Annotated in this window: 23 protein-coding genes; 10 read left to right on the plus strand and 13 right to left on the minus strand. The window is 57.4% G+C overall.

Annotated elements, in window-relative coordinates; translation table 11 throughout:
• Nucleotides 1-3: 3 nt before the first annotated feature.
• The gene (locus KOL70_RS15735) at nt 4-390 is read right to left on the minus strand and encodes a transcriptional regulator (RefSeq protein ID WP_021507552.1); all 387 of its coding nucleotides are present in this window, start codon (nt 388-390) and stop codon (nt 4-6) included.
• 185 nt (nt 391-575) lie between these two features.
• On the opposite strand from KOL70_RS15735, the gene mutT reads away from it, so the two are divergent.
• A complete protein-coding gene (gene mutT / locus KOL70_RS15740; RefSeq protein WP_058774821.1) occupies nt 576-971 on the plus strand; it encodes an 8-oxo-dGTP diphosphatase MutT in 396 nt (131 codons plus the stop codon).
• A gap of 26 nt (nt 972-997) precedes the next feature.
• Here the strand turns inward: mutT and yacG are convergent, their stop codons facing one another.
• From yacG to coaE, 3 genes are read right to left on the minus strand one after another with little or no spacing between them, the layout of a single operon-like run.
• A complete protein-coding gene (gene yacG, locus KOL70_RS15745) occupies nt 998-1,195 on the minus strand; it encodes a DNA gyrase inhibitor YacG (RefSeq protein WP_058770616.1) in 198 nt (65 codons plus the stop codon).
• Nucleotides 1,196-1,203: 8 nt separating this feature from the next.
• A complete protein-coding gene (gene zapD / locus KOL70_RS15750; protein WP_058759493.1) occupies nt 1,204-1,947 on the minus strand; it encodes a cell division protein ZapD in 744 nt (247 codons plus the stop codon).
• Between the two features lie 4 nt (nt 1,948-1,951).
• Entirely contained in the window at nt 1,952-2,560 is a 609-nt protein-coding gene (gene coaE / locus KOL70_RS15755) for a dephospho-CoA kinase (RefSeq protein WP_058780442.1), read from the minus strand.
• A 208-nt stretch (nt 2,561-2,768) separates the two neighbouring features.
• On the opposite strand from coaE, the gene KOL70_RS15760 reads away from it, so the two are divergent.
• Nucleotides 2,769-3,809, plus strand: coding sequence for a GMP reductase (locus KOL70_RS15760; protein WP_150360697.1), 1,041 nt, complete (start codon nt 2,769-2,771; stop codon nt 3,807-3,809).
• A 30-nt stretch (nt 3,810-3,839) separates the two neighbouring features.
• Here KOL70_RS15760 and hofC read toward each other — a convergent pair whose 3' ends face one another.
• From hofC to nadC, 4 genes are all read right to left on the minus strand, one after another.
• The gene (gene hofC, locus KOL70_RS15765) at nt 3,840-5,039 is read right to left on the minus strand and encodes a protein transport protein HofC (protein ID WP_215480877.1); all 1,200 of its coding nucleotides are present in this window, start codon (nt 5,037-5,039) and stop codon (nt 3,840-3,842) included.
• Nucleotides 5,032-6,420 carry a type II secretion system protein GspE gene (gene gspE / locus KOL70_RS15770; protein WP_058770613.1) on the minus strand — a complete coding sequence of 463 codons (1,389 nt, stop codon included), beginning with the start codon at nt 6,418-6,420 and terminating at the stop codon, nt 5,032-5,034. Before gspE ends, hofC begins: the two co-directional genes overlap by 8 nt.
• Nucleotides 6,413-6,862 carry a prepilin peptidase-dependent pilin gene (gene ppdD / locus KOL70_RS15775; protein WP_058759497.1) on the minus strand — a complete coding sequence of 150 codons (450 nt, stop codon included), beginning with the start codon at nt 6,860-6,862 and terminating at the stop codon, nt 6,413-6,415. Before ppdD ends, gspE begins: the two co-directional genes overlap by 8 nt.
• Nucleotides 6,863-7,038: 176 nt before the next feature.
• Entirely contained in the window at nt 7,039-7,935 is an 897-nt protein-coding gene (nadC, locus tag KOL70_RS15780) for a carboxylating nicotinate-nucleotide diphosphorylase (protein ID WP_215480879.1), read from the minus strand.
• Nucleotides 7,936-8,117: 182 nt separating this feature from the next.
• Here nadC and ampD point away from each other — a divergent pair, with 182 nt between their 5' ends.
• A complete protein-coding gene (gene ampD, locus KOL70_RS15785; protein WP_010618114.1) occupies nt 8,118-8,669 on the plus strand; it encodes a 1,6-anhydro-N-acetylmuramyl-L-alanine amidase AmpD in 552 nt (183 codons plus the stop codon).
• 16 nt (nt 8,670-8,685) lie between these two features.
• A complete protein-coding gene (gene ampE, locus KOL70_RS15790) occupies nt 8,686-9,540 on the plus strand; it encodes a beta-lactamase regulator AmpE (protein WP_058780446.1) in 855 nt (284 codons plus the stop codon).
• Here the strand turns inward: ampE and KOL70_RS15795 are convergent.
• The 3 genes from KOL70_RS15795 to aroP all read right to left on the minus strand — a co-directional run bounded on the left by KOL70_RS15795 (nt 9,522) and on the right by aroP (nt 13,388).
• Nucleotides 9,522-10,475, minus strand: a complete 954-nt coding sequence (locus KOL70_RS15795) for a family 43 glycosylhydrolase (protein WP_215480882.1) — start codon at nt 10,473-10,475, stop codon at nt 9,522-9,524. The two genes, ampE and KOL70_RS15795, sit on opposite strands and share 19 nt — an antisense overlap.
• A complete protein-coding gene (locus KOL70_RS15800; RefSeq protein WP_058780448.1) occupies nt 10,472-11,878 on the minus strand; it encodes a glycoside-pentoside-hexuronide (GPH):cation symporter in 1,407 nt (468 codons plus the stop codon). Before KOL70_RS15800 ends, KOL70_RS15795 begins: the two co-directional genes overlap by 4 nt.
• A 154-nt stretch (nt 11,879-12,032) precedes the next feature.
• Nucleotides 12,033-13,388: an aromatic amino acid transporter AroP gene (gene aroP / locus KOL70_RS15805; RefSeq protein WP_058759500.1), complete on the minus strand. Its 1,356-nt coding sequence runs from the start codon at nt 13,386-13,388 to the stop codon at nt 12,033-12,035.
• A 512-nt stretch (nt 13,389-13,900) separates the two neighbouring features.
• Here aroP and pdhR point away from each other — a divergent pair.
• The 4 genes from pdhR (at nt 13,901) to lpdA (ending at nt 20,964) form a co-directional block, all read left to right on the plus strand.
• On the plus strand, nt 13,901-14,665 hold the full coding sequence (gene pdhR, locus KOL70_RS15810) for a pyruvate dehydrogenase complex transcriptional repressor PdhR (protein ID WP_021507539.1): 765 nt from the start codon (nt 13,901-13,903) through the stop codon (nt 14,663-14,665).
• Nucleotides 14,666-14,791: 126 nt separating this feature from the next.
• Entirely contained in the window at nt 14,792-17,458 is a 2,667-nt protein-coding gene (aceE, locus tag KOL70_RS15815; protein ID WP_021507538.1) for a pyruvate dehydrogenase (acetyl-transferring), homodimeric type, read from the plus strand.
• 14 nt (nt 17,459-17,472) lie between these two features.
• Nucleotides 17,473-19,365 carry a pyruvate dehydrogenase complex dihydrolipoyllysine-residue acetyltransferase gene (gene aceF / locus KOL70_RS15820; RefSeq protein ID WP_215480884.1) on the plus strand — a complete coding sequence of 631 codons (1,893 nt, stop codon included), beginning with the start codon at nt 17,473-17,475 and terminating at the stop codon, nt 19,363-19,365.
• Nucleotides 19,366-19,539: 174 nt separating this feature from the next.
• Complete coding sequence (gene lpdA / locus KOL70_RS15825) at nt 19,540-20,964, plus strand: dihydrolipoyl dehydrogenase (RefSeq protein WP_058759502.1); 1,425 nt, start codon at nt 19,540-19,542, stop codon at nt 20,962-20,964.
• Nucleotides 20,965-21,113: 149 nt separating this feature from the next.
• On the opposite strand, the gene KOL70_RS15830 is transcribed toward lpdA, so the two are convergent.
• Nucleotides 21,114-21,260 (minus strand): Hok/Gef family protein, encoded by a 147-nt coding sequence (locus KOL70_RS15830; RefSeq protein ID WP_021314460.1) that lies wholly within the window; start codon nt 21,258-21,260, stop codon nt 21,114-21,116.
• 766 nt (nt 21,261-22,026) lie between these two features.
• Between KOL70_RS15830 and acnB the strand changes: the two genes are divergently transcribed.
• Nucleotides 22,027-24,624, plus strand: coding sequence for a bifunctional aconitate hydratase 2/2-methylisocitrate dehydratase (gene acnB / locus KOL70_RS15835; RefSeq protein WP_088516643.1), 2,598 nt, complete (start codon nt 22,027-22,029; stop codon nt 24,622-24,624).
• Nucleotides 24,625-24,792: 168 nt separating this feature from the next.
• On the plus strand, nt 24,793-25,155 hold the full coding sequence (gene yacL / locus KOL70_RS15840; protein ID WP_031279698.1) for a protein YacL: 363 nt from the start codon (nt 24,793-24,795) through the stop codon (nt 25,153-25,155).
• 39 nt (nt 25,156-25,194) lie between these two features.
• On the opposite strand, the gene KOL70_RS15845 is transcribed toward yacL, so the two are convergent.
• The gene (locus KOL70_RS15845; RefSeq protein ID WP_215480885.1) at nt 25,195-26,514 is read right to left on the minus strand and encodes an MFS transporter; all 1,320 of its coding nucleotides are present in this window, start codon (nt 26,512-26,514) and stop codon (nt 25,195-25,197) included.
• Nucleotides 26,515-26,555 lie beyond the last annotated feature (41 nt).

Consider the following 26,555-nt stretch of genomic DNA (forward strand, 5'->3'; position numbering starts at 1 on the left):
TGATTAGCGGGTAATCGCCATCAGCTTCTCCTCATTCAGCCGCACGCCATGGTAGGGCAGCGTAACCAGCAGCCCATCCGGCAAACCATAGCGTTTCAGCAACGCCCGGCTCTGAAACAGCAGCTGGTGATAGTTGTTATCGCTGATCCCCGGATAGCTCTCATTCCATACTGTGGCGATGATCTGCCGTTTCGAGGTGATGCGCAGCAGCAGGCAGGAGAAGAAGCGCTTCTGCGCTTCATTAAGCGGGATGGTCTTCTGTTCTGGCCACCAGGTTAAAGTGTTTTGCGCGCTGTCGAGCGTCAGGATGTCGTGAAAAACCAAATGGCGTAAGGTATTCATCTGTTTCTGTGCGTCTTGCGCCAGAAACGTTGTTAGTTTGCGTTCCATGTGTAGTCGGCCTGGCTAGAGTAAAGTGGCTGCGAGTATTCCCAACATGGCGCCGTGCGATCATTACGACCTGTCTTAATAACTGGAATCTGTGCGACAGGATCGCGGTGAAGCCGACAGCAGTTAACATCGTCCGGCGTCTGCTTTAAAATCAGCGCTCACTCACTACAAGCGGAATCCAGCTTATGAAACACCTGCAGGTTGCGGTGGGCATCATTCGCAATGCCAGTCGTCAGATCTTTCTTGCCCAGCGCGCAGCAAGCTCCCACATGGCCAACAAATGGGAGTTCCCGGGCGGAAAAATTGAACAGCACGAAAGCGCAGAACAGGCGTTAAAACGTGAGCTGATGGAAGAAACCGGTATTGAAGTGACGGCGGCGAAAGCGATTGGTCAGGCCGACCACAGTTACGATGACCTGCGTGTTACGCTGCATTTCTTCCTGGTGGAGGGCTGGCAGGGTGAGCCGTGGGGACGCGAAGGTCAGCCGCAGCGTTGGGTCGAGCAGCGTGATTTGCTGGCCGATGAATTTCCACCTGCCAACCACGCCCTGATTGCCCGCTTAGTGGCGGGCGAGATTTAAACTCAGGGGCTGCGTGCCCCTGCCGATTACGGCTGCTCTTCACTCCAGTCGTCACTCTCCGTCATGTCTCCGCTGCTGGGAATGCGTTTCTCTTCAGCGGCCCACTCACCCAGATCGATCAACTGACAGCGTTTGCTGCAAAACGGGCGCCACGGGCTGAGTTCATCCCACATCACGGCTTTACCGCAGTTGGGGCAAGGTACGGTAATCATCTCTTCCTGCATAACATCCTCTAACAACAGGCTAATTCAAAATTCAGTCGCGCCGGCACTTCACCGCGTTCGCTATCGAGCGGTAAAAAGCGGATGGCATAGCGGCTTTTATGACCAGAGACCTGCGGATAGAGCGCATCTTCCAGCGTCAGCTGCAGGCGCAGCAGGTCGGACCCTTCGGCGTTATCCTGATAAAAGCCGTTGAGGCTGGTCTGATGGCGAAACACGCCTGACTGACGAATCAGGTTGAGGATCATCGTCAGGCTGTTGCGCAGCGGATCGAGCGAGGCCAGCCAGCTATTCACCAGGGTATCGCGCAGCGCCTGTGGCTGGTGCAGCCAGATGTGTAAACCCGGCAGATCAAAACTGCAGCAGCCGCCGGGAATGCTCAGGCGCTGACGTACGGAGGCAATCAACCGGTCTTCGCGCAGCTGCTGACCCATGCGCGGCGCGGCCATCAGCTCGCTGGATTGCTGCTTCAGCTGTTCGCGCAGCTGGCTGACGGTGTGTTCATCGACACCCGGCACATCCAGCCAGGCACGCAGTTTTTGCTGCTGACGCTCCAGCTCTTTTAACAGCTCGGTGCGCATATCGCCGCGTTCGAAGATATCCAGCAGGTCGCCAATAATACGAAACACACCCAATGCCGCAACCGAGCTGTTGACCGGCAGCGTTTCGTGCAGCTGGTTGATCAAAAACTCCACGCGCAGCCAGGTGCGCATTTTCTCATTCAATGGGTGTTCAAACAGAACCACTGTGCTCATGATATTAATCCCGTCCGGTTGCTGCCAGGCGCAAATAGCGCTGGTGAAGTTCAGCAACGCGCGGCAAAGCCTGTTCCGGCGTGCCACTGTTATCAATGATGTCATCCGCGCAGGCTAAACGCTGCTGACGGCTGGCCTGCGCGGCAAGAATCCGTTGCGCCTGGCTGAGAGAGATACCATCACGCTGGCGGGTGCGCTGCAGCTGCGTGGCCTCATCGACATCCACGACTAATACCCGATCAGCCTGATGCTGCAGACCATTTTCTACCAGCAGCGGCACTACCCACATGACGTAAGGCGAAGTCGCCTGCGCCTTCAGCTGCTGGGTACGGGCGTTAATCAGCGGATGCAGCAGTTGATTGAGCCAGTTTTTCTCTTGCGGCTGCTGGAAAATAATTTCCCGCAAACGCGCGCGATAAAGCGTGCCTTCTGCGGTCAGAATCGATTCTCCGTGGCGTTTCACAATCGCATTGAGCGCAGGTGTGCCCGGTTCAACCACCTCGCGGGCAATCACATCGGCATCAATGATGTCGACGTTCAGCGCGGCAAAAGCGTTAGCAATGGTGCTTTTACCACTACCAATGCCGCCGGTCAGTGCAACGGTAAAAGGCATAGCGTTCTCTCAACATTTTTCTCATCTGCCGCAGCGTGATGAGAGCCCGATCACAATCGGTTTTCTCAGCTAAATTTAACGGATTGTAGCTTAAATAAAGTGAAATTCGCAGTCTTGTCGCGGAACGAATGGCGCGTATGATAACGACACTGGAGCCGTGAGCGCTACCCGAACTGCGGTTCGTCGTCACTAACCAGGACACTCTGCTATGCGTATCGAAGAAGATGTAAAACTGGGCTTTAAAGATGTATTGATCCGCCCGAAACGCTCCACGCTGAAAAGCCGTTCCGAGGTTGAGCTGGAACGTACGTTCACCTTCAAACATTCAGGCCTCGCCTGGTCCGGCGTTCCGGTGATTGCCGCCAACATGGATACCGTCGGCACCTTTACCATGGCCGAAGCGCTGGCTGGCTTTAACGTGCTGACCGCCGTTCACAAGCACTACAGTGTTGAAGCGTGGCAGACCTTTATCCAGCACGTACCGGCCACGGTGCTCAGCCACGTGATGGTCTCCACCGGCACCTCAGAAGCAGATTTCACAAAGTTAAGCGCGATCCTCGCGCTGTCGCCCCAACTCAATTTTATCTGTATTGATGTGGCAAACGGCTACTCCGAGCACTTTGTTGCCTTCCTGCAGCGCGCGAGGGAAAGCTTCCCGGGGAAAACCATTTGCGCCGGGAATGTGGTGACCGGTGAAATGGTCGAGGAGCTGATTCTGTCCGGTGCCGACATTGTGAAGGTGGGAATCGGTCCGGGTTCGGTCTGCACCACACGCGTCAAAACCGGCGTTGGCTACCCGCAACTCTCTGCGGTGATTGAGTGTGCTGATGCGGCGCACGGCCTCGGCGGGCAGATTGTCAGTGACGGCGGTTGCGCCGTGCCGGGCGATATCGCCAAGGCGTTCGGCGGCGGCGCTGACTTCGTGATGCTCGGCGGCATGCTGGCGGCACACGATGAGTGCGAAGGCACTCTTGTTGAAGAGCAGGGCGAGCAGTTTATGCTGTTCTACGGCATGAGCTCCGAATCCGCGATGAAACGTCATGTGGGCGGTGTGGCGGGCTACCGCGCCGCAGAAGGTAAAACCGTTCGTCTGCCGCTGCGTGGACCGGTCGCGGAGACGGTGAAAGATATCCTCGGCGGGCTGCGTTCGGCCTGTACTTACGTCGGCGCAGAGCGCCTGAAAGAGCTGACCAAACGCACCACCTTTATTCGTGTGGCAGAACAGGAAAACCGCGTCTTTAACCGCTGATGTGCCGCAACGGGCGCCGCGTGCGCCCGTTTAACGTATGGCGTCTCCCAGACCAAATACCGGCAGATACATGGCAATCACCAGCGTGCCGACAATGCCGCCAATCACCACTATCATTAATGGCTCCAGCGAAGCGGCGAGGCTGTCTGCGCGCGTCAGCGTTTGCGCTTCGTGCCACTCCGCCAGTCGCGCCAGCATCACATCCAGCGCACCGGCCTCTTCACCAACGCGGATCAACTGAGCGCACAGCGGTGTAAACAGCGGATGTCCCTGTAGCGCCTGATGCAGCGGTGCGCCAGCGGCAATGTGCTGCTGTAACGCCACGATGGCATCGCGCCACAGTCGCGCGGCCAGCGTCACTTCCACCGCCTGCAGGCTTTGCAGCAGCGTCAGTCCGGCCTGCTGCGTCAGTTGCAGAATCGCATATATCTGGCTGAGCTGACCGCCGCGCCACAACGGGGCCAGCAGCGGAAGCCGCAGCAGCCACTGCTGGCAGCGCTTTTGCCACGCAACGGATCGTCGGTAGGTCAGACGCGCCAGCCACCCGGACGCCACACCGCACAACAGCAGCGGCAGCGCCGCCTGCTGCAACAGTGCCGACAGCGCCATCACGCCGGCGGTAAAGGCCGGCAGCGGTGCGTCAAAGCTGGCGTACACCGCAACAAATTCCGGCAGTACAAACAGCAGCATCCCGGCGCTGACCGCCAGCGCCACCAGCAGGATAAACAGCGGATAGCGCAACGCTTTCACCACTTTCTGGCGCAGAAACTGTTGCCTGCTCTGCTGTAGTGCCAGCTGACGGCAGCACTCGTCCAGTTGCCCGGTCAGCTCACCTACCTGCATCAGTGCCGGAAACAGCGGCGGGAAAATATCCGGCCAGGCGCGCAGCGCCTGAGAAAACGGCTCTCCGGCCATGACCCGCTGTTGCAGAAGGCTCAGCAGCACGCGCCAGCCTGCATGAGGATGGCCGCTGGCCAGCAATGTCAGACTCTCCGCCAGCGGCAGCCCGGCTTTCAGCAACGTCGCCAGCTGGCGCATCAGGTCAATTTTCTGCTGCCACTTCCAGTCACGCGCGCGCCAGCATTTCCCGCGCTGCCAGCTCACCACCAGCAGGCCGCGATCGCCCAGCTGGCCGAGCAGGGCATCCTGCGTGGGCTGCAGCGACTCGCCCTCCTGCAGCAGGCCCATGCTGTCGAGTGCCTGCCAGTGAAACTGGTAGCGATTAGCCATTGCCAAGGCCCACCACGCGCTGCATCTCCTCGAATGAGGTGTCACCGCGGCTCACCGCTTCCAGCCCGGCGGTCAGCAGCGTTTTCATTCCCTGCTCCGCAGCCAGCGTCAGCAGGTGCTCCAGCGGCATATCAGCCGAGATGGCGTTCTGCAACCTGCTGCTCATCGGCAGGATTTCAAACAGCGCCAGGCGGCCGTAGTAACCGGAGAAGCAGTGATCGCAGCCGGGCGCACGCCAGGTTTGCAGCGTGCCGGGCCACATGTCGCCCGGCAGATGGGCAATCGCCTGGCCCGGCTGACGGCAGTGCACGCACAAACGGCGCACCAGCCGCTGCGCCACCACCAGCTGTAACGCCGGGCCAAGCAGATAGCCGGGAATGTCCATCTGCCGTAAGCGGGTCAGGGTTTCGGCCGTCGAGTTGGTGTGCAAAGTCGAGAGCACCAGATGTCCGGTTTGCGCCGCTTTTACGGCGATACTGGCGGTTTCAGCATCACGGATTTCACCGATCATTATGACGTCCGGATCCTGCCGCAGCAGCGCGCGCAATACGCGGTTAAAATCGAGACCGCTCCGTGGCTGTACCTGTGTCTGGTTAATCCCCTGTAGCGGAATTTCCAGCGGGTCCTCCACGCTGCAGACGTTTTTCTCCGGCACGTTGAGGGCGCTAAGGCTGCTGTACAGCGTAAAGGTTTTGCCGCTGCCGGTTGGGCCGGTGACCAGAATCAGCCCCTGCGGTTTGGCCAGCGCGTTTTTCAGCAGGCGCAGCTGTGGTACTGGCATGCCCAGCTTATCGAGCGCAATGGCGCTGTTTTCGCTTTGCAGCAGGCGCACCACCGCTTTTTCCCCCTGGCTGACCGGCAGGGTCGACAGGCGGAACGCCGCCGGTTTGTCATCCATCTCCAGACTGAACTGACCATCCTGCGGCAGCCGACGCTCCGCGATATCCAGACCGCCGAGAATTTTCAACCGTGCCAGCACGGCGGCGGGTGGGGCATCCGGTAACTGCGGCAGCGGGTGCAGCACGCCGTCAATCCGCAGCCGTACGCGCAGCCCGTGACGCTGCGGTTCAAAGTGCACATCGGAGGCGCGTCGCTGTATGGCCTGGCGCAGAATCTGATCCACCGCGTGAATGGCGGACTCGGCGCTGGCCTGTTCGCGCGGTGCCGCACTGCTTTCTGGCTGGTGCAGCAGCTGCTCCAGCCGTGCGGCGGGCCAGCATTCGACCTCGACTGCGCACTGGCTGGCAAACTGCAGCGCCTCTAACAACAGCGGGTCTGGCGCGTCCGCGACCGCCACGCGCAAGTGCGTGGCGTCATGGTGCAGTATCACGGCCTGATAGCGGGCACACAGCGCCTGCAGGGTGCTATCCGGCTTATCCATTGTTTTCTTCCTTGTCGGCAAAGCGGAACTGCTCGAGACAGCTGTCGCGCAGGCTGGTGTTGTCGCTGGTGCAGCTGCGTTGCCAGCTGAGTGCGCCTTCCGCCGCATTCCATATCGGCAACATTGCAACGGTTAACCCCGTCAGGCTCTCCTGGCCGGTCAGCGTAATGGCACCATTCACCACGCTCAGGTTCGCCACATAGCGTGAGCCTTTGGCGGCGGGAATACCGCGCTCGCCGGCCTGACACTGCGCCGGTCCGCCGCGCTCGATTGCGCACAGCTCCACGGCAGTTTTATAGGGCACCATGGTTTGCAGCATGTCGGTCAGCGCGGCACGTTGCAGATAATTTTGGTAAGCGGGCAGGCCAATGGCGCTGAGGATGGCGACGATACCGATAACAATCATCAGCTCGATCAGGGTAAAACCGCGTTGTTTATCCATAATGAGGCTCCTTGTTGTGGAGCCGCAACGGTAAGAAAGGGCGGGCAAAAGCGGAAGGGGGCGCGTTTCAATCCCGGAAAGGGGCGCGCAGACAATGTAGCGCGTTACAGGCGAAGCCACATGATGATGGAAGCCGGCTCGCAAACTGCCGCCAGCACCGGCGGCTTAGCTATACGTCAGACTTCGCGAAAACGCATCGACAGATCGAGTGCCTGCACGTGCTTAGTCAGCGCGCCCACCGAGACATAATCCACTCCGGTGGCGGCGATCTGCGGCAGCGTCGTCTCCGTCACGTTGCCGGACACCTCCAGCAGTGCGCGCTTCGCAGTCAGCGTAACCGCCTGCTGCATCATCGCCAGCGTGAAGTTATCCAGCATGATGATGTCGGCGCCGGCCGCCAGCGCCAGCTGCAGTTCGCTGAGACTTTCCACTTCCACCTCGACCGGCACATCCGGGTGCAGCCACAGGGCTTTCTCCACCGCTTTACTGACCGAACCGCTGGCAATGATGTGGTTTTCTTTAATCAGGAAAGCGTCGGACAGGCCCAGGCGATGATTCTGCCCGCCGCCGCACAGCACCGCATACTTGAGCGCGGTGCGCAGGCCGGGCAGGGTTTTGCGCGTATCCAGCAGCTGGGTATTGCTGCCAGACAAGAGCGCCACATAGCGGTTCACGGCTGTCGCCACGCCGGAGAGCGTCTGCACAAAGTTTAACGCGGTGCGTTCTGCCGTCAGCAGCAACCGTGCCGGTCCCTTTAATTCAAACAACAGCTGATCGGCCACCAACGGTTGGCCGTCTTCGACGTGCCAGGTAATGGAAACGTTATTGCCCAGCTGGATAAACACTTCTTCCACCCAGCGTTTACCACAGAAAACACCGGCTTCGCGGGTGATAATGCGCGCTTCAGCCTGCGCCGCCTGCGGCAACAGCTGGGCGGTGATGTCGCGGTCAGCGTCAACGTCACCGCCTAAATCCTCCTGAAGCGCGCGCGCCACGGTTTCCGGGATATCCAGCTGAATACGTTTAAGCAGTTCCTGACGACGATGTTCGGGATTATAACGACGCGACACCATGATTTTGCGGCTCCCCCCTGCGGATTACGTGCGCTCACCTTAGCCTGATTTTGCAGCTATTGCCAGACACGCCAGGTGAAATGTTTAGTATCCTTAACTTGCTGATGCCATAACGCATTAAGTCACAAGCAGCGAGGTGGAATCATGGTATTCTCAGCCAGATTTTGTTCAGGATAACAGGCATGAAACTGGAACACGGCTGGATCACGAGCGCACGCAAGGTGCCGTCGCCGCACTTCAATGCGCGGCCGGATAACGAAGCGCCGTCGCTGCTGATCATTCATAACATCAGTCTGCCGCCGGGCGAATTTGGCGGTCCGTGGATCGACCGGCTGTTCACCGGTACGCTACCGGCTGATGCGCATCCCTATTTTGCGGATATCGCCCAGTTACGCGTGGCGGCGCACTGTCTGATTCGCCGTGACGGTGAGCTGGTACAGTATGTTTCCTTTGACCAGCGCGCCTGGCATGCCGGCATTTCGCAGTTTGCCGGACGGGAAAACTGCAACGATTTTTCCATGGGCATTGAGCTGGAAGGCACTGATACGCTGCCCTACACCGATGCCCAGTACGCTACGCTGCAGCAGGTTACCCGCCTGCTGATGCAGCATTATCCGCTGACGCCGCAGCGTATCACCGGTCACAGCGATGTTGCGCCGGAACGCAAGACCGATCCCGGTCCGGCATTTGACTGGATACGCTATAAACAGGCTATCGGGCAGGAGCACCCCTGACACCGCAGGAGCAGGTATGACGTTGTTTAGTTTGTTGTTAGTTTTGGGTTGGGAACGCCTTTTCAAATTAGGTGAACACTGGCAGCTGGATCATCGGCTTGAGCCGCTGTTTCGCGGTCGCCAGCGCTTCTCATTGCTGCGTACGCTGCTGATGACCGTGATCGCCATGCTGCTGGTCTGGGTGGTGGTGTGGAGCCTGAAGGGCATTCTGTTTGGCGTGGCGCAGCTGCTGTTCTGGATTGTGGTCGGTTTGCTGTGCATTGGTGCCGGCTCGGTGCGGTTGCATTACCACCAGTATCTTAAAGCGGCGAGCCACGATGATGAAGCGGCCCATCAGGCGATGGCGGCAGAGCTGACGCTGATTCACGGCGTGCCGGTTGACTGTAGCGAGCGCGAATTTCTGCAGGCGCTGCAAAACGCGCTGATCTGGATTAATTTCCGCTTCTATCTTGCGCCGCTGTTCTGGTTTGTGGTCGGTGGCCCTTACGGGCCAGTGTTGCTGGTGGGGTATGCGTTTCTGCGCGCCTGGCAGAGCTGGCTGGCAAAACACCGTTCCCCGCTGGAACGCGCACAGTCCGGCATCGATCGCATTCTGCACGTGCTGGACTGGATTCCTGTGCGGCTGGCCGGTGTGGCTTATGCGCTGCTCGGCCACGGCGAGCGTGCGCTGCCGGCATGGTTTGCTGCGCTCAGCGATGTGCATCGTCCACAGTATCAGGTGCTGACCAGCCTGGCGCAGTTCTCGCTGGCGCGCGATCCGCATCTGGATAAAGTGGAAACGCCACGGGTCGCCGTGGCGCTGGCCAAACGCGTTTCGCTGGTACTGGTCGTGGTAGTGGCGCTGCTGACCATCTACGGCACGTTAGTGTGATCGGCAGGCGGCACGCCGAAATCCGGTGTGCCGTCTTCGCGCCAGGCAAAATATTTAAGCCGCGTATGGCGGTTGGGATCCCACAGCGGATCGCCCTCAATTTCGGTGTAATTCCGCGCGTGATACACCAGCACATCCTGTCCTGCTTCATCCACGGTAAAACTGTTATGCCCCGGACCGTACTGGTGATTATCCCAGCTGGTGGCAAATACCGGCCGCGCCGATTTGTGCCATGCACTGATGTCGAGCGGATCGGCCTGCGCGTCAATACTCAGTATGCCGAGGCAGTAATTTTCGTCTGTGGCGCTGGCTGAGTAGGTGACAAACAGCCGCTCGCCATGGCGAATCACCGCCGGTCCCTCATTGACGCTAAAGCCGGCACACTCCCACTCATACTCCGGCCGGCTGAGCATCAGCGGCTGGGTTTTCAGCGTCCACGGATTCAGTAATTCCGCCAGATACAGGTTGGAGTTACCGGGAATGGCCGGGTCTTTTTGCGCCCACAGATACCAGTTTTTGCCCTGATGTACGAAGTGGGTGGCGTCAAGGGCGAAGGTATCGAGGTGGGTTTGCACGCGGCGGCACGGCTGCCAGTGACCGCTGAGCGGATCGGCATCATCACATACCAGCGCGTACATACGGTGCTGAAACAGCCCCTCTTTGATTTCGCGGGACGGCGCGGCGGCAAAGTAAATCACCCACTGGCCATTAATCAGGTGCAGTTCCGGTGCCCAGATCAGGGCGCTGCAGGGACCGCTGTCCGGTTTACGCCACACGGTTGTGGCCGGGGCGGTAATCAGGCCGTCAAGCGTGCTGGCATAGCGCAGCTCCAGCCGATCGTACTCGGGCACCGAAGCGATAAAATAGTAGCCATCGCCGTGGCGCAATATAAACGGATCGGCACGTTGCGTAATAAACGGGTTAGGCCAGCTCATTTAATTTCTCCTGGTTGTGAGGTTGCGCGGCGAACGGGGGCAGATAAGTCATGGAAGTTGGCGCGACGCAGGGCGAGATCCTGCTGGATGGTGCGCATCAGCGCGCGGTCCACTTTCAGCAGGCGCACCACGCCGGCGGTGATCAGATAGCCGACGCCGGGGATCAGGGTAAACAGCAGCACAATGCCGTTGAGCGCGCTGGCAGACTGCTGCTTCGCTGCTGCGTCATAGCCATACATCGACAATAAAAACCCGACCATGGCACCCGCTACCGCCAGTCCGACCTTGAGGAAAAACAGGTTGCCGGAGAAGCTGATCCCGGTGATGCGTTTACCGGTTTTCCATTCGCCGTAGTCATCGACATCGGCCATCAGCGACCAGTGCAGCGGCGACGGGATTTGGTGCAGGATGTTCAGCAGGAAATAAGCAATTACCACGGTGACGGTGGCGTGCGGATCGATCCAGTAAAAGCCGCTGGAGAACAGCGCCAGCGCAATGTTGGTCCAGAAAAACACCTTCAGCTTGCACCAGCGATCGGTGAGGACTTTCGCCAGTGTGCTGCCCAGCATCATGCCGATGACGCCCAGGCTGATAAACAGCGTGGCAAAGTGCGTCGACTGGCCCATCACCCAGGTGACGTAATACATGGTGGCGGCCATGCGAATAAAACCGGGACAGACATTACAGAACGTCAGCAGCAGAATGCGCACCCACTGATCGTTCTTCCATACATCGCGCAAATCTTTCTTCAGATCATCGTTGCTCGGTACCGCCGGGCGAATACGCTCGCGCACCGTGGCAAAACAGAACAGAAACATCACCAGGCCAATCAGCGCCAGCACGCTCATCGCCAGCTGATAGCCGCGCGCTTTGTTGTCGCCGCCAAACCACTCGGCCATCGGCAGCAGCGACAGCGAGAGGATCAGCGTGGCGATGCCCACCATGACAAAGCGGTATGACTGGCAGGAGACGCGTTCACCGGGATCGTTAGTGATGACGCCGCCCAGCGAGCAGTAAGGAATATTGATGGCGGTGTAGGTCAGCGACATCAGGAAATAGGTGACAAATGCCCAGATCACCTTGTTTTCATAACTCCAGTCCGGGGTGGTAAACATCAGCACGCTGAACAGCACGTAGGGCAGCGATATCCACAGCAGCCACGGGCGAAAGCGTCCCCAGCGGCTCTGCGTGCGGTCGGCAATCGCGCCCATTATCGGGTCGGTCACCGCATCCAGCACCCGTACTGACAGCAACAGCGTGCCGACCAGCGCCGGAGCAAGGCCAAATACGTCGGTGTAGAAGTAGTTGAGGAACAGCATGATGGCACCGCCGATCATGTTGCATCCGGCGTCACCCATGCCGTATCCCAGTTTTTCTCTGAACGAGAGGGCTGCTCCTTTCATCAGTCGTCTCCTGCGACAAGTGGAGCAAAAATTATCAGCGTTAAATCAGTAACCTGGTGGGGAACAATCGGTCAGGATGATGGACAAAATACGCGGGCGGGGAAAAGTGTGAAGCGGATCGGCCCGGCAGCAGCGTGCCGGGCCCGGTGAAGCATCAGGCTTTCTGTACCCGATTTTTAACGGTATAACCCACGGCCAGCACCAGCAGCCACACCGGAATCAGCCACACTGAAATCGCCATACCTGGCGTCATCAGCATGATCACCAGAATGGCCGCCAGGAATAGCAGGCAGATCCAGTTACCCAGCGGATACAGCACCGCCCTGAAACGGGTGGTCACGCCCTGCTGGTCTTTTTTCTTGCGGAATTTCAGGTGCGCGAGGCTGATCATCGCCCAGTTGATGACCAGCGCGGAGACCACCAGCGACATCAGCAGGCCGAAGGCTTCGCCCGGCATCAGATAGTTAATCAACACGCACAGCGCAGTGGCTACCGCCGACACCAGAATGGTCGCCACCGGCACACCACGACGATCCACTTTCAGCAGCGCTTTTGGCGCGTTGCCCTGCTGCGCGAGGCCGAACAGCATGCGGCTGTTACAGTAAACACAGCTGTTATACACCGACAGCGCGGCGGTCAGGATCACCACGTTGAGCGCATTCGCCACCAGCGCATCGCCCAGTTCGTGGAAGATCAGCACAAACGGGCTGGTCTCTTCGGTGACGCGCGTCCATGGCAGCAGCGAGAGCAGCACCGCCAGTGAGCCGATGTAGAAAATCAGGATACGCCACAGCACCTGGTTGGTGGCTTTAGGGATGCTCTCTTGTGGATTGTCGGCTTCTGCGGCGGTGATACCCACCAGTTCAAGGCCGCCGAAGGAGAACATGATGATCGCCATCATCATCACCAGCCCGCTGACGCCGTGCGGCAGGAAACCGCCCTGGTTCCACAGGTTGCTGACGCTGGCCTGAGGGCCGCCGTTGCCGCTAAACAGCAGCCAGCCGCCAAACAGGATCATACCGATGACCGCCACCACTTTGATAATCGCGAACCAGAACTCCATCTCACCGAACACTTTGACGTTGGTCAGGTTGATGGCGTTGATCACCACAAAGAAGATAGCCGCAGTGGCCCAGGTAGGGAATTCCGGCCACCAGAACTGAATATATTTGCCGACGGCGGTGAGTTCAGCCATCGCCACCAGCACATACAGCACCCAGTAGTTCCAGCCGGAAGCAAAGCCGGCAAAGTTGCCCCAGTATTTATAGGCGAAGTGGCTAAAGCTGCCGGCCACCGGCTCTTCCACCACCATTTCGCCGAGCTGGCGCATGATCAGGAAGGCAATAAAACCGGCGATGGCATAGCCGAGAATCACGGCCGGACCGGCCGATTTAATCACTGATGCGCTACCCAGAAACAGACCGGTACCGACGGCACCGCCCAGCGCAATCAGCTGAATATGGCGATTTTTCAGGCCGCGATGCAGCGTTTCGCCATGCTGTTGTTCCATACAAACCTCATGATGTTGTTATTGTGCACCTGCAGTGCGCGCACTGTAAGGCTGTTCTATCTGTGTACGTTTTTCTTTACGGTATCCGGCGGGCTGTGTGCAAGCCTGAGCTACCCTGGCGACCAGAATAGTGATAAGCGCGCCGCTTTGCACCTGCTTTTGCTTTTTGTGCTGAGAGATGGCTGAAAAAGCAGCAGCATCCTCTGCGCTTCCCTTGCGCTATTTCTGCCATGAATAAGGCTTAAACACGAATAGCATTCGCTTATGGCTACGCAGCCTGGTGCGCGCTAATGCAGTGTAAGGTTTGGTAAAAGTGAAATCTGTTAACATTTGCCGCGCTGAGACGCTTTTCTGCCAGATCCCGGTAAGTTAGCGCACGGTAACCGGTGTGTGCGGTGAAAGTGTGCGGGGGGCCATATAGACACAAGGTGAATACTTTGTTACTTTACGGGCACCATTTTTCAATTGGTATTACCAATTTACTCCGGACGTTTGGCTCATAAGAAGGGATGATGGCCTACAGTAAAATTCGCCAACCCAAGCTCTCCGATGCAATCGAGCAGCAGCTGGAATCCCTGATTATGGAAGGGACGCTCCAGCCGGGTGAAAAACTGCTTCCCGAGCGTGAACTGGCCAAACAGTTTGATGTCTCACGTCCATCGCTGCGCGAAGCGATCCAGAGTCTGGAAGCCAAAGGCCTGCTGCTGCGCCGTCAGGGTGGTGGCACCTTCGTACAGCAGAATCTCTGGCAAAGCCTGAGCGACCCGCTGGTCGGCCTGCTTGCTGAACATCCTGAATCCCAGTTTGACCTGCTGGAAACCCGCCACGCGCTGGAAGGCGTTGCGGCCTACTACGCTGCGCTGCGCGGCACCGACGAAGACCTGCAGCGGATTCGCGACTGTCACGTCAACATCCAGCAGGCGCAGGACAGCGGCGATTTAGATGCTGAGGCCGATGCGGTCATGAAGTATCAGATCGCTGTCACAGAAGCCGCCCATAATGTGGTGCTGCTGCATTTGCTGCGTTCGATGGGCCCTATGCTGGAACAGAACGTCCGTCAGAATTTCGAATTGCTCTACGCTCGCCGCGAAATGCTGGCGAAAGTGAGCGGTCACCGCGCCAGTATCTTTGAGGCGATTGTGGCTCGTGAGCCAGAACAAGCACGCGAGGCATCCCATCGTCACCTGGCGTTCATTGAGGAAATCTTGCTGGACAGAAGTCGGGAGCAGAGCCGTCGTGAACGCTCCCTGCGTCGTTTACAGCAACGTAAGGAATAACGCACGGCAATGAACGTGCGACATAAACGACGGGCCTGTCTTCTTGTGCTGTGAATCAGAAGCAAAGCACAAGCAGACAGGCTCCTGATAATTCAACGTATTAGACACAGATAAGGAATACACCCCATGTCAGAACGTTTACAGAATGACGTGGATCCGATCGAAACTCGTGACTGGCTACAGGCGATCGAATCGGTCATCCGTGAAGAAGGTGTTGAGCGCGCGCAGTATCTGATTGATCAGGTATTGAGTGCTGCACGCAAAGGCGGTGTGAAAGTGGCAGCGGGCGGCAATGCCGTCAGCAACTACATCAACTCCATTGCGGTCGAAGATGAGCCGGAATATCCGGGGAACACCTCTCTTGAACGTCGTATCCGTTCCGCAATCCGCTGGAACGCCATTATGTCGGTTCTGCGTGCGTCGAAGAAAGATCTGGAGCTGGGTGGTCACCTGTCGTCTTTCCAGTCTTCTGCCACCATTTATGAAGTGTGCTTCAACCACTTCTTCCGCGCGCGTAGCGAGCAGGATGGCGGCGATCTGGTCTATTTCCAGGGCCACATTTCTCCGGGCATCTACTCTCGTGCGTTCCTTGAAGGACGCCTGACTGAAGAGCAGATGAACAACTTCCGTCAGGAAGTCCACGGCAACGGTCTCTCTTCCTATCCGCATCCAAAACTGATGCCGGACTTCTGGCAGTTCCCGACCGTGTCGATGGGTCTCGGCCCACTGAACGCCATCTATCAGGCGAAGTTCCTGAAATATCTGGAACACCGCGGCCTGAAAGATACCTCTAAGCAGACCGTTTACGCCTTCCTTGGCGATGGCGAGATGGACGAACCAGAATCCAAAGGGGCGATCACCATCGCTACCCGTGAGAAGCTGGATAACCTGGTGTTCATCATCAACTGTAACCTGCAGCGTCTCGACGGTCCGGTCACCGGTAACGGTAAGATCATCAACGAGCTGGAAGGCATCTTTGCCGGTGCTGGCTGGAACGTGATCAAAGTGATCTGGGGCGGACGCTGGGACGAGCTACTGAAGAAAGACACCAGCGGCAAGCTGATTCAGCTGATGAACGAAACCGTTGACGGCGACTATCAGACCTTCAAATCACGCGACGGTGCGTACGTGCGCGAGCACTTCTTCGGTAAATACCCGGAGACTGCAGCGCTGGTGAAAGACTGGTCAGACGAAGAGATCTTCGCCCTGAACCGTGGTGGTCACGATCCGAAGAAAATCTACGCGGCCCTGAAGAAAGCGCAGGAGACCAAAGGTCAGCCTACGCTGATCCTGGCGCATACCATCAAAGGCTATGGTATGGGTGACACCGCGGAAGGTAAAAACATCGCGCACCAGGTTAAGAAGATGAACATGGATGGCGTTCGCTACATCCGCGACCGCTTCAACGTGCCAGTGGCTGACGACAAGATCGAACAGCTGCCGTATGTGACCTTCGAAAAAGGCTCAGAAGAGTACAACTACCTGCACGGCCAGCGCGAGAAGCTGGGTGGCTATCTGCCAACCCGTCAGGCTGAGTTCAGCGAAAAGCTGGAAATGCCGGCGCTGGAAGAGTTCAGTGCGCTGCTGGAAGAGCAGAGCAAAGAGATCTCTACCACCATCGCCTTCGTGCGTGCGCTGAATGTGATGCTGAAGAACAAGTCGATCAAAGATCGTCTGGTGCCGATCCTCGCGGACGAAGCGCGTACCTTTGGTATGGAAGGTCTGTTCCGTCAGATTGGTATCTACAGCCCGAACGGCCAGCAGTATACGCCGCAGGACCGTGAGCAGGTTGCTTACTATAAAGAAGACGAGAAAGGCCAGATTCTGCAGGAAGGGATCAACGAGCTGGGCGCAGGGTCTTCCTGGCTGGCGGCGGCGACCTCTTATAGCACCAACAACCTGCCGATGATTCCGTTCTACATCTATTATTCGATGTTTGGTTTCCAGCGCATCGGCGATCTGATGTGGCTGGCAGGCGACCAGCAGGCGCGCGGCTTCTTGGTGGGCGGCACGTCCGGTCGTACCACGCTGAACGGTGAAGGTCTGCAGCATGAAGATGGTCACAGCCACATTCAGTCGCTGACTATCCCGAACTGTATCTCTTACGATCCGTCTTACGCGTACGAAGTGGCAGTCATCATGCATGACGGTCTGGTACGTATGTACGGCGAAGCGCAGGAAAATATTTACTACTACATCACCACGCTGAACGAAAACTACCACATGCCTGCGATGCCGCAGGGTGCGGAAGAGGGTATCCGTAAGGGTATCTACAAGCTGGAGACGGTAGAAGGCAGCAAAGGCAAAGTGCAGCTGCTGGGCTCAGGTTCTATCCTGCGTCACGTGCGCGAAGCGGCACAGATCCTGGCGAAGGATTACGGCATCGGTTCTGACGTCTACAGCGTAACCTCGTTCACCGAGCTGGCACGCGACGGTCAGGATTGTGAGCGCTGGAACATGCTGCACCCAACGGAGACTCCACGCGTACCGTACATCGCTCAGGTGATGAACGACGCGCCGGCGGTGGCATCGACCGACTACATGAAGCTGTTCGCAGAGCAGGTTCGCAGCTACGTGCCAGCCAGCGATTATCGCGTGCTGGGTACCGATGGTTTCGGCCGTTCAGACAGCCGCGAAAACCTGCGTCACCACTTCGAAGTGGATGCGTCATACGTAGTGGTTGCAGCCCTGGGTGAACTGGCTAAACGCGGCGAAATCGAGAAGAAAGTGGTGGCGGATGCGATCGCGAAATTCAACATCGATGCCGATAAAGTTAACCCGCGTCTGGCTTAAGAGGTAAGAGAGTAATGGCTATCGAAATTAACGTACCGGATATCGGGTCAGACGAAGTTGAAGTCACCGAGATTCTGGTCAAGGTGGGCGACAAGGTTGAAGCCGAACAGTCGCTGATCACCGTGGAAGGCGATAAAGCCTCGATGGAAGTGCCTTCGCCGCAGGCCGGCGTGGTCAAAGAGATCAAAATCGCGACCGGTGACAAAGTGAATACCGGTTCACTGATCATGATTTTCGACGCCGAAGGTGCAGCTGCTGCGGCACCGGCCGCCGAAGAGAAACCAGCGGAAGCCGCACCTGCTGCGGCTGCCGCCAGCGAAGCGAAAGACGTTAACGTACCGGATATCGGCGGCGATGAAGTCGAAGTCACCGAAATTCTGGTTAAAGTGGGCGACAAAGTGGCGGCTGAGCAATCGCTGATCACCGTCGAAGGCGACAAAGCGTCCATGGAAGTGCCTGCACCGTTTGCCGGTGTGGTGAAAGAGATCAAAATCGCCACAGGCGACAAGGTGAACACCGGTTCACTGATCATGATCTTTGAAGCCGAAGGCGCGGCGCCAGCAGCGGCTGCCAAACCTGCCGTGAAAGAAGCGGCGGCCTCCGCGCCAGCCGCGGCTGCGGGTGCCAAAGACGTTAACGTCCCGGATATCGGCGGCGACGAAGTGGAAGTCACCGAAGTGCTGGTCAAAGTAGGCGATAAAGTTGAGGCTGAGCAGTCACTGATCGTGGTGGAAGGCGATAAAGCGTCAATGGAAGTTCCGGCGCCGTTTGCCGGTACGGTTAAAGCGCTGAAAGTGGCTACCGGCGATAAAGTCAGCACCGGTTCGCTTATCATGGTGTTCGAAGTAGAAGGCGCTGCGCCGACTGCTGCGGCACCTGCAGCGAAACAGGAAGCCGCACCAGCTGCAGAAGCCAAACCGGCTGCTGCACCTGCGCCAGCAGCGGCGAAAGCCGATGCGAAGAGCGAATTTGCTGAAAACGATGCTTACGTGCACGCCACGCCGGTGATTCGTCGCCTGGCGCGCGAGTTCGGTGTTAACCTGGCGAAAGTCAAAGGCACCGGCCGTAAAGGTCGCATCCTCAAAGAGGACGTGCAGGCTTACGTGAAAGACGCGGTGAAACGCGCTGAAGCGGCACCGGCTGCGGCCGCAGGCGGCGGTATTCCGGGCATGCTGCCATGGCCGAAAGTGGACTTCAGCAAGTTCGGTGAAATCGAAGAAGTGGAACTGGGTCGTATCCAGAAAATCTCGGGTGCTAACCTGAGCCGTAACTGGGTAATGATTCCGCATGTGACTCACTTCGACAAAACCGATATCACCGATCTGGAAGCGTTCCGTAAGCAGCAGAATGCGGAAGCCGAGAAGCGCAAGCTGGATGTGAAGTTCACCCCGGTGGTGTTCATCATGAAAGCGGTCGCCGCGGCACTGGAGCAGATGCCACGTTTCAACAGCTCGCTGTCGGAAGATGGTCAGAAGCTGACGCTGAAAAAGTACATCAACATCGGTGTGGCGGTGGATACGCCAAACGGTCTGGTGGTTCCGGTGTTCAAAGACGTGAACAAGAAAGGCATCACTGAGCTGTCGCGTGAGCTGATGGCGACGTCGAAGAAAGCGCGTGATGGCAAACTGACCGCCAGCGATATGCAGGGCGGCTGCTTCACCATCTCCAGCCTTGGCGGCCTCGGCACCACGCACTTCGCGCCAATTGTTAACGCGCCGGAAGTGGCTATCCTCGGGGTGTCTAAGTCGGCGATGGAGCCGGTGTGGAACGGCAAAGAGTTCGCTCCGCGCCTGATGATGCCGATTTCGCTGTCGTTCGACCACCGCGTCATCGACGGTGCGGATGGTGCGCGCTTCATCACCATCATTAACAATATGCTGTCTGATATTCGCCGTCTGGTGATGTGACGTTAATCAAGGCCGGCAAATGCCGGCCTTGTTGTAAGCATTCGGAGTTGCCGCGGTTGGCAGTTTGTTAACAATTCTGTAAACTCTCGCGGTGAAATGTCCCGGTGGAGATAGGGCATCAAGAGCCTGGGAAAGGGTCGCTTTTGACCGCCGGCAATCTAACAAGAGGTCATGATGAGTACAGAGATTAAAACTCAAGTCGTGGTACTTGGGGCAGGTCCTGCAGGTTACTCTGCAGCCTTCCGTTGCGCTGATTTAGGTCTGGAAACCGTACTGGTAGAGCGCTACAGCACCCTCGGCGGTGTCTGTCTGAACGTCGGCTGTATCCCGTCAAAAGCGCTGCTGCACGTGGCGAAAGTCATCGAAGAAGCTAAAGCTCTGGAAGAGCACGGTATCGTGTTTGGCCAGCCGCAGACTGACATCAACAAAATCCGTACCTGGAAAGAGAAAGTCATCACTCAGCTGACCGGTGGTCTGGCTGGCATGGCAAAAGGCCGCAAAGTGAAAGTGGTCAACGGTCTGGGTAAATTCACCGGTGCTAACACGCTGGTAGTGGAAGGAGAGGGCGGCGCAACCACCATCAACTTCGACAACGCCATTATTGCTGCTGGCTCGCGTCCTATCGAACTGCCCTTCATTCCGCATGACGATCCGCGCGTGTGGGACTCTACCGATGCGCTGGAGCTGAAAGAAGTTCCGAAGCGTCTGCTGGTTATGGGCGGTGGCATCATCGGTCTGGAGATGGGTACCGTCTATCATGCGCTGGGTTCAGAGATCGACGTGGTCGAGATGTTTGACCAGGTGATCCCGGCCGCCGATAAAGATGTGGTGAAAGTGTTCACCAAGCGTATCAGCAAGAAATTCAACCTGATGCTGGAAACCAAAGTCACCGCGGTAGAAGCGAAAGACGACGGTATCTACGTATCAATGGAAGGTAAAAAAGCGCCGGCTGAACCACAGCGTTACGACGCAGTGCTGGTGGCGATTGGCCGTGTACCGAACGGTAAAGGTCTGGATGCTGGCAAAGCAGGCGTGGAAGTGGACGATCGCGGCTTTATCCGCGTCGACAAACAGATGCGCACCAACGTGCCACACATCTATGCTATCGGTGACATCGTCGGTCAGCCAATGCTGGCGCACAAAGGCGTGCACGAAGGTCACGTGGCGGCAGAAGTGATTTCCGGTCTGAAGCACTACTTCGACCCGAAAGTGATCCCTTCTATCGCCTACACCGAGCCAGAAGTGGCCTGGGTGGGTCTGACCGAGAAAGAAGCCAAAGAGAAAGGCATCAGCTACGAAGTGTCCACCTTCCCGTGGGCGGCATCGGGCCGTGCTATCGCGTCTGACTGCGCAGACGGTATGACCAAACTGATCTTCGACAAAGAGACGCACCGTGTTATTGGTGGCGCGATTGTCGGTACTAACGGCGGCGAGCTGCTGGGTGAAATCGGTCTGGCTATCGAGATGGGTTGTGATGCCGAAGATATCGCGCTGACCATCCACGCGCACCCAACCCTGCACGAATCGGTTGGCCTGGCGGCGGAAGTGTTTGAAGGTAGCATTACTGACCTGCCAAATCCGAAAGCGAAAAAGAAATAAGTTCGCCTTAGGCTTAGGTTAATTAACGGCTCCTGTAAGGAGCCGTTTTTGTATTAATTGAAAACGTAAGTTGAATAGATAAAAGCGGGCGCAGGAGCAACACGTTAAACGTTGCCGGAATAGCGGAGGAGACCCTCCGCTATTGAAGTTTACTGTTGTGCTTCGTAAGCCATGACAGCCGATAATTCAGCCGCGAATATCCGCAGTCGTAATTCACACAGTGAACTGCGATTTGCCAGGCATAAACCTAACAGGATGAGCCCGCTGATAATCAGCGTGCTGAATTTCACCTTCATAGTCACTTACTCCTTGCATTAGCACGAGCAAGCCACTACCCTGACACTGTCTGGGTGTTTTGGGTAGTGGCTCACCCGTGCGGTTAATGAAAATTAATCGCACGGTTCACCTTCCACCATCCACCTCAATTTCTTTTGCAGATCTTAAGGCAGATAGCCTCAAGCGCCCGCAGGCAGTCTACGCTATTTATTTATCATTTCCTCTTTTATTTTTTATCTCTTTTTTAAATCGCAGTTATTTTTTAAGGGTGTATTTTAATTGAATAACTAAATTTAAAGGTTAATTTAACCATGCACTGCGTTGATAATTCATTAAATGTGCACAAAGCATTGCGTTCAATATTTATCAGGTGTTGTGGTATTAATTTTTCCTCAGGAAAACGTGTGTGGGAAGTTAAACGGTAGCCGTTTAGTGCAGCGCATCAGCACATAACCAAAAGTGAATGAACCGGCCCGAAAGGGGATTGCAGGTTATGGATTCGCGGTGTGAAGGCCGGAGGCGACAAATTACGCGCTACCACCTGGTTCCACTGGCTATCGGCACAGGCGCGAACAGGCACTACCAGAGCCGCTCTGGCTTGTCTCCTGGCGCAAAGCGCAGACAAATCTGCTAAATAACGCGCGGATGTTGCTTTTTTGTAAACGGATTAACAATCAGCCGAAATCCTGCTATGCTGGCCGACGCAGAACCGGGCACCTCACCCTACTGTTTGACAGCATCAACAGGTGCACCGGAAAGCTATACAATGAGAGCGAGGAGAACGTCGTGCTAGAAGAATACCGTAAGCACGTTGCCGAGCGTGCTGCCCAGGGAATCGTACCTAAGCCGTTAGATGCTTCCCAAATGGCCGCGCTGGTTGAACTGCTGAAAAACCCGCCAGCGGGTGAAGAAGAATTCCTGACTGACCTGCTGGTCAACCGTGTCCCGCCGGGTGTTGATGAAGCGGCGTATGTAAAAGCCGGATTCCTGGCAGCTATCGCAAAGGGCGAAGCCCACTCTCCTCTGGTCACTCGTGAAAAAGCAGTCGAACTGCTGGGCACCATGCAGGGCGGCTACAACATCCATGCGCTGATCGAGGCGCTTGACGATGAGGCCCTGGCACCGATTGCCGCTGAAGCACTGTCCCACACGCTGCTGATGTTCGATAACTTCTACGACGTCGAAGAGAAAGCCAAAGCGGGTAATCCCCACGCGAAGAAAATCCTCCAGTCCTGGGCTGATGCAGAATGGTTCCTTAAGCGTCCTAAGCTGGCAGAAAAAATCACCACCACCGTGTTCAAAGTGACCGGCGAAACCAACACCGACGACCTTTCTCCGGCGCCGGATGCATGGTCACGTCCGGATATTCCACTGCACGCGCTGGCGATGCTGAAAAACCCACGTGACGGCATCGAACCCGACGATGTTGGCAACGTTGGCCCGATCAAACAGATTGAAGCTCTGCAGCAGAAAGGCTTCCCGCTGACTTACGTCGGTGACGTGGTTGGTACCGGTTCTTCACGTAAGTCCGCGACCAACTCAGTGCTGTGGTTCATGGGTGACGACATTCCGTATGTGCCGAACAAAAAAGGCGGCGGTCTGTGCCTCGGCGGTAAAATCGCGCCGATCTTCTTCAACACCATGGAAGATGCCGGCGCGCTGCCGATCGAACTCGACGTTGAGCGCCTGAACATGGGCGATGTGATTGACGTTTACCCTTACAAGGGTGAAGTACGCAATCACGAGACCAATGAACTGCTGGCGACCTTTGCGCTGAAAACTGACGTGCTGCTGGATGAAGTGCGCGCCGGTGGCCGTATTCCGCTGATTATCGGTCGCGGCCTGACCACCAAAGCGCGTGAGTCGCTGGGTCTGCCGCACAGCGATGTGTTCACCAAAGCCAAAGATGTGGCCGAAAGTAACCGTGGTTACTCGCTGGCGCAGAAAATGGTGGGCCGCGCCTGCGGCGTGGCAGGGATTCGTCCTGGCGCCTACTGTGAACCGAAAATGACCTCGGTCGGCTCTCAGGACACCACCGGTCCAATGACCCGTGATGAACTGAAAGATCTGGCGTGTCTGGGCTTCTCCTCCGATCTGGTGATGCAGTCCTTCTGTCACACTGCCGCTTATCCGAAGCCGGTCGATGTCACCACACACCACACGCTGCCGGACTTCATCATGAACCGTGGCGGTGTCTCGCTGCGTCCGGGCGATGGCGTGATTCACAGCTGGCTGAACCGTATGCTGCTGCCGGATACCGTCGGCACTGGCGGTGACTCACACACCCGCTTCCCGATTGGCATCTCGTTCCCGGCCGGTTCTGGTCTGGTGGCGTTTGCCGCAGCGACGGGCGTAATGCCTCTGGATATGCCGGAGTCAGTGCTGGTGCGCTTCAAAGGCGAAATGCAGCCGGGCATCACGCTGCGCGATCTGGTGCACGCGATTCCGCTGTACGCCATCAAGCAGGGTCTGCTGACCGTTGAGAAGAAAGGCAAGAAAAACATCTTCTCCGGTCGCGTGCTGGAAATCGAAGGTCTGCCGAAGCTGAAAGTTGAGCAGGCATTTGAGCTGACCGATGCCTCGGCCGAGCGTTCTGCGGCGGGTTGTACCATCAAGCTGGATAAAGAGCCGATCATCGAGTATCTGAACTCCAACATCGTACTGCTGAAGTGGATGATCTCCGAAGGCTACGGCGACCGTCGTACGCTGGAGCGCCGTATTCAGGGCATGGAAAAATGGCTGGCCGATCCGCAACTGCTGGAAGCCGATGCCGATGCGGAATACGCAGCGGTAATCGAAATCGATCTGGCGGAAATCAAAGAGCCAATCCTGTGTGCGCCGAACGATCCGGACGACGCGCGCTGGCTGTCTGACGTGCAGGGCGAGAAGATCGACGAAGTGTTCATCGGTTCGTGCATGACCAACATCGGTCACTTCCGTGCGGCAGGTAAACTGCTGGACGCACACAAAGGCCAGCTGCCAACCCGCCTGTGGGTAGCGCCGCCAACCAAGATGGATGCCGCGCAGCTGACAGAAGAGGGCTACTACAGCGTCTTTGGTAAGAGCGGTGCGCGTATCGAGATTCCGGGCTGTTCACTGTGCATGGGTAACCAGGCGCGCGTGAAAGACGGCGCGACGGTGGTTTCCACCTCGACCCGTAACTTCCCGAACCGTCTGGGTACCGGTGCCAATGTGTTCCTGGCATCAGCCGAGCTGGCCGCGGTCGCTTCCCTGCTGGGTAAACTGCCTACGCCGGACGAGTATCAGCAGTTTATGGTGCAGGTGGATAAAACCGCTGCCGACACCTACCGCTACCTGAACTTCGATCAGCTGGGCCAGTACACCGAAAAAGCGGACGGAGTGATTTTCCAGACCGCGGTGTAAAATACGCCTGCCAGTGAAAAAGGGACGAGCGCATCGTCCCTTTTTTTATGCGCTTTTTTCCCTCGCCGTCTCCAGGCATAATGCGAGCGCGATCCCACTTTCTTGCGCGCGCTGCGCACAAAATGCACGAAAGCGTGCCGTCTGGCGCGCCACTGGTATGAGGCCAACATGGAATATGAATTTCTGCGTGACGTGACCGGTCAGGTCCGGGTGCGCATGTCGATGGACCACGAAGCGGTGGGGCACTGGTTCAATGAAGAAGTGAAAGAGAACTTTGCGCTGCTGGATGAAGTCGAAGCCGCGGTGCGTGCAGTCAAAGGCACGCAGCAGCAGTGGCAGCGCGTCGGGCACGAATATACGCTGTGGCTGGATGAGGAAGAGGTGATGATCCGCGCCAATCAGCTGGCGTTAGAGGATGACGGCCTGGAAGAGGGCATGACTTATTACGATGAGGAGAGCCTGTCGTTCTGCGGCGTGGAGGATTTTCTTGCGGTGATTGCTGCTTATCGCCGGTTTATGGCCGGCCGTTAACGGGCGCCCGCAGCCGGGGCGCCACTGCCGTTGCGCAGGTTACACGCCGTTAATGGCGGAACGGGCGTGGGATAAAGGTCCTTCATCCACAATCGGTTCGACCTTGCCAAGCAGGAACAGGTAGTTAAGGATGCCGATCACCACCAGCACCGCCGAGAACACCAGCGCCCAGGTAAAGTGGCCGGTGGCACCGACGATAGCGCCGGTAATGATTGGCCCGACCGCGCCGCCCATATTGGAGACGGTATTCTGCAGCCCGGCAACAATTGACACGCTGTTGGTGGGCGCAACATCGCCCGGCAGCGCCCACACCTGAGATGCCGCGACGGTGGTGCCGGACTTGGCAATACACAGCAGCAGTACCGTCATGAACACGGAATCGGTGAACGGCGCGAATCCGATGCACAGCGCCATCAGCAGGCCAATCGTCAGGAACAGCTTGCGCGTGGCGGTCAGCGACAGCACTTTTTTGTGCACCATACGGTCCGACGCCCAGCCCGCCAGCACTTCAATTACCATGCCGCAGATCAGCGGCAGCGCCGCCACCATGCCCATTTTCAGGAAATCCATCCCTTTGTCTTTCACCAGGTAGGTTGGCAACCAGGTGATAAAGAAGTAGGAGGTGTAATTGATGGTGAAGAAGCCAATACACATCGCCCAGATGTTGCGGTAGCGCAGCAGCTTGTACCACTTCATCGGCCGCACGTTCTTATCGCCGTGCTTCTGCGCCTGGCCATCGCGGATCAGGCGCACTTCATCGGTGCTGATCGCTTTGTGGTCTTCCGGGTTCTCGGCATAAATGAAGTACCAGGCGATGACCCAAATCAGCCCGACGGCACCAATCGCCAGAAAGGTCAGACGCCAGTCGAACAGCGCGATCATAAAGACGATCAGCGGCATGGCGACGGCCCCGCCAAATTTTGATGCGCTGTCGAACAGGCCGGAGACGGTGGCGCGCTCGCGATCCGGGAACCAGCGCGCGGTAATACCGGCGTTGCTGGGATAAGCCGCCGCTTCACCCACGCCGAGCGCCAGACGCAGCGCCAGCAGCGATTTAAAGCCGGTGGCGAGCCCCATCGCCATGGTGGCAATCGACCACCAGCCGACAGCGATTCCGAGGCCTTTTTTCTGGCCGAAGCGGTCGGCAAACCAGCCTGCCGGGATCTGCAACAGCGCGTAGGACCAGAAAAATGCCGCCATGATAAAGCCCATCATCTCCGGATTGATGTCGAGCTCGGTGATCAGGTGCGGTGCGGCGGCAGAGAGTACGGTACGATCAATATAGTTAATGGCAATGGCCAGCCACATCAGGCCGGCGATCCACCATCTGATGCGTGTTGAGCGTGCGGTGTTGGTCATAATCATTATCCACGCGAAAAGGGTGACAGAGGAGGGCGGCG

It is taken from the genome of Pantoea sp. B270, assembly GCF_018726825.1.
Taxonomy (GTDB): Bacteria; Pseudomonadota; Gammaproteobacteria; order Enterobacterales; family Enterobacteriaceae; genus Pantoea; species Pantoea dispersa.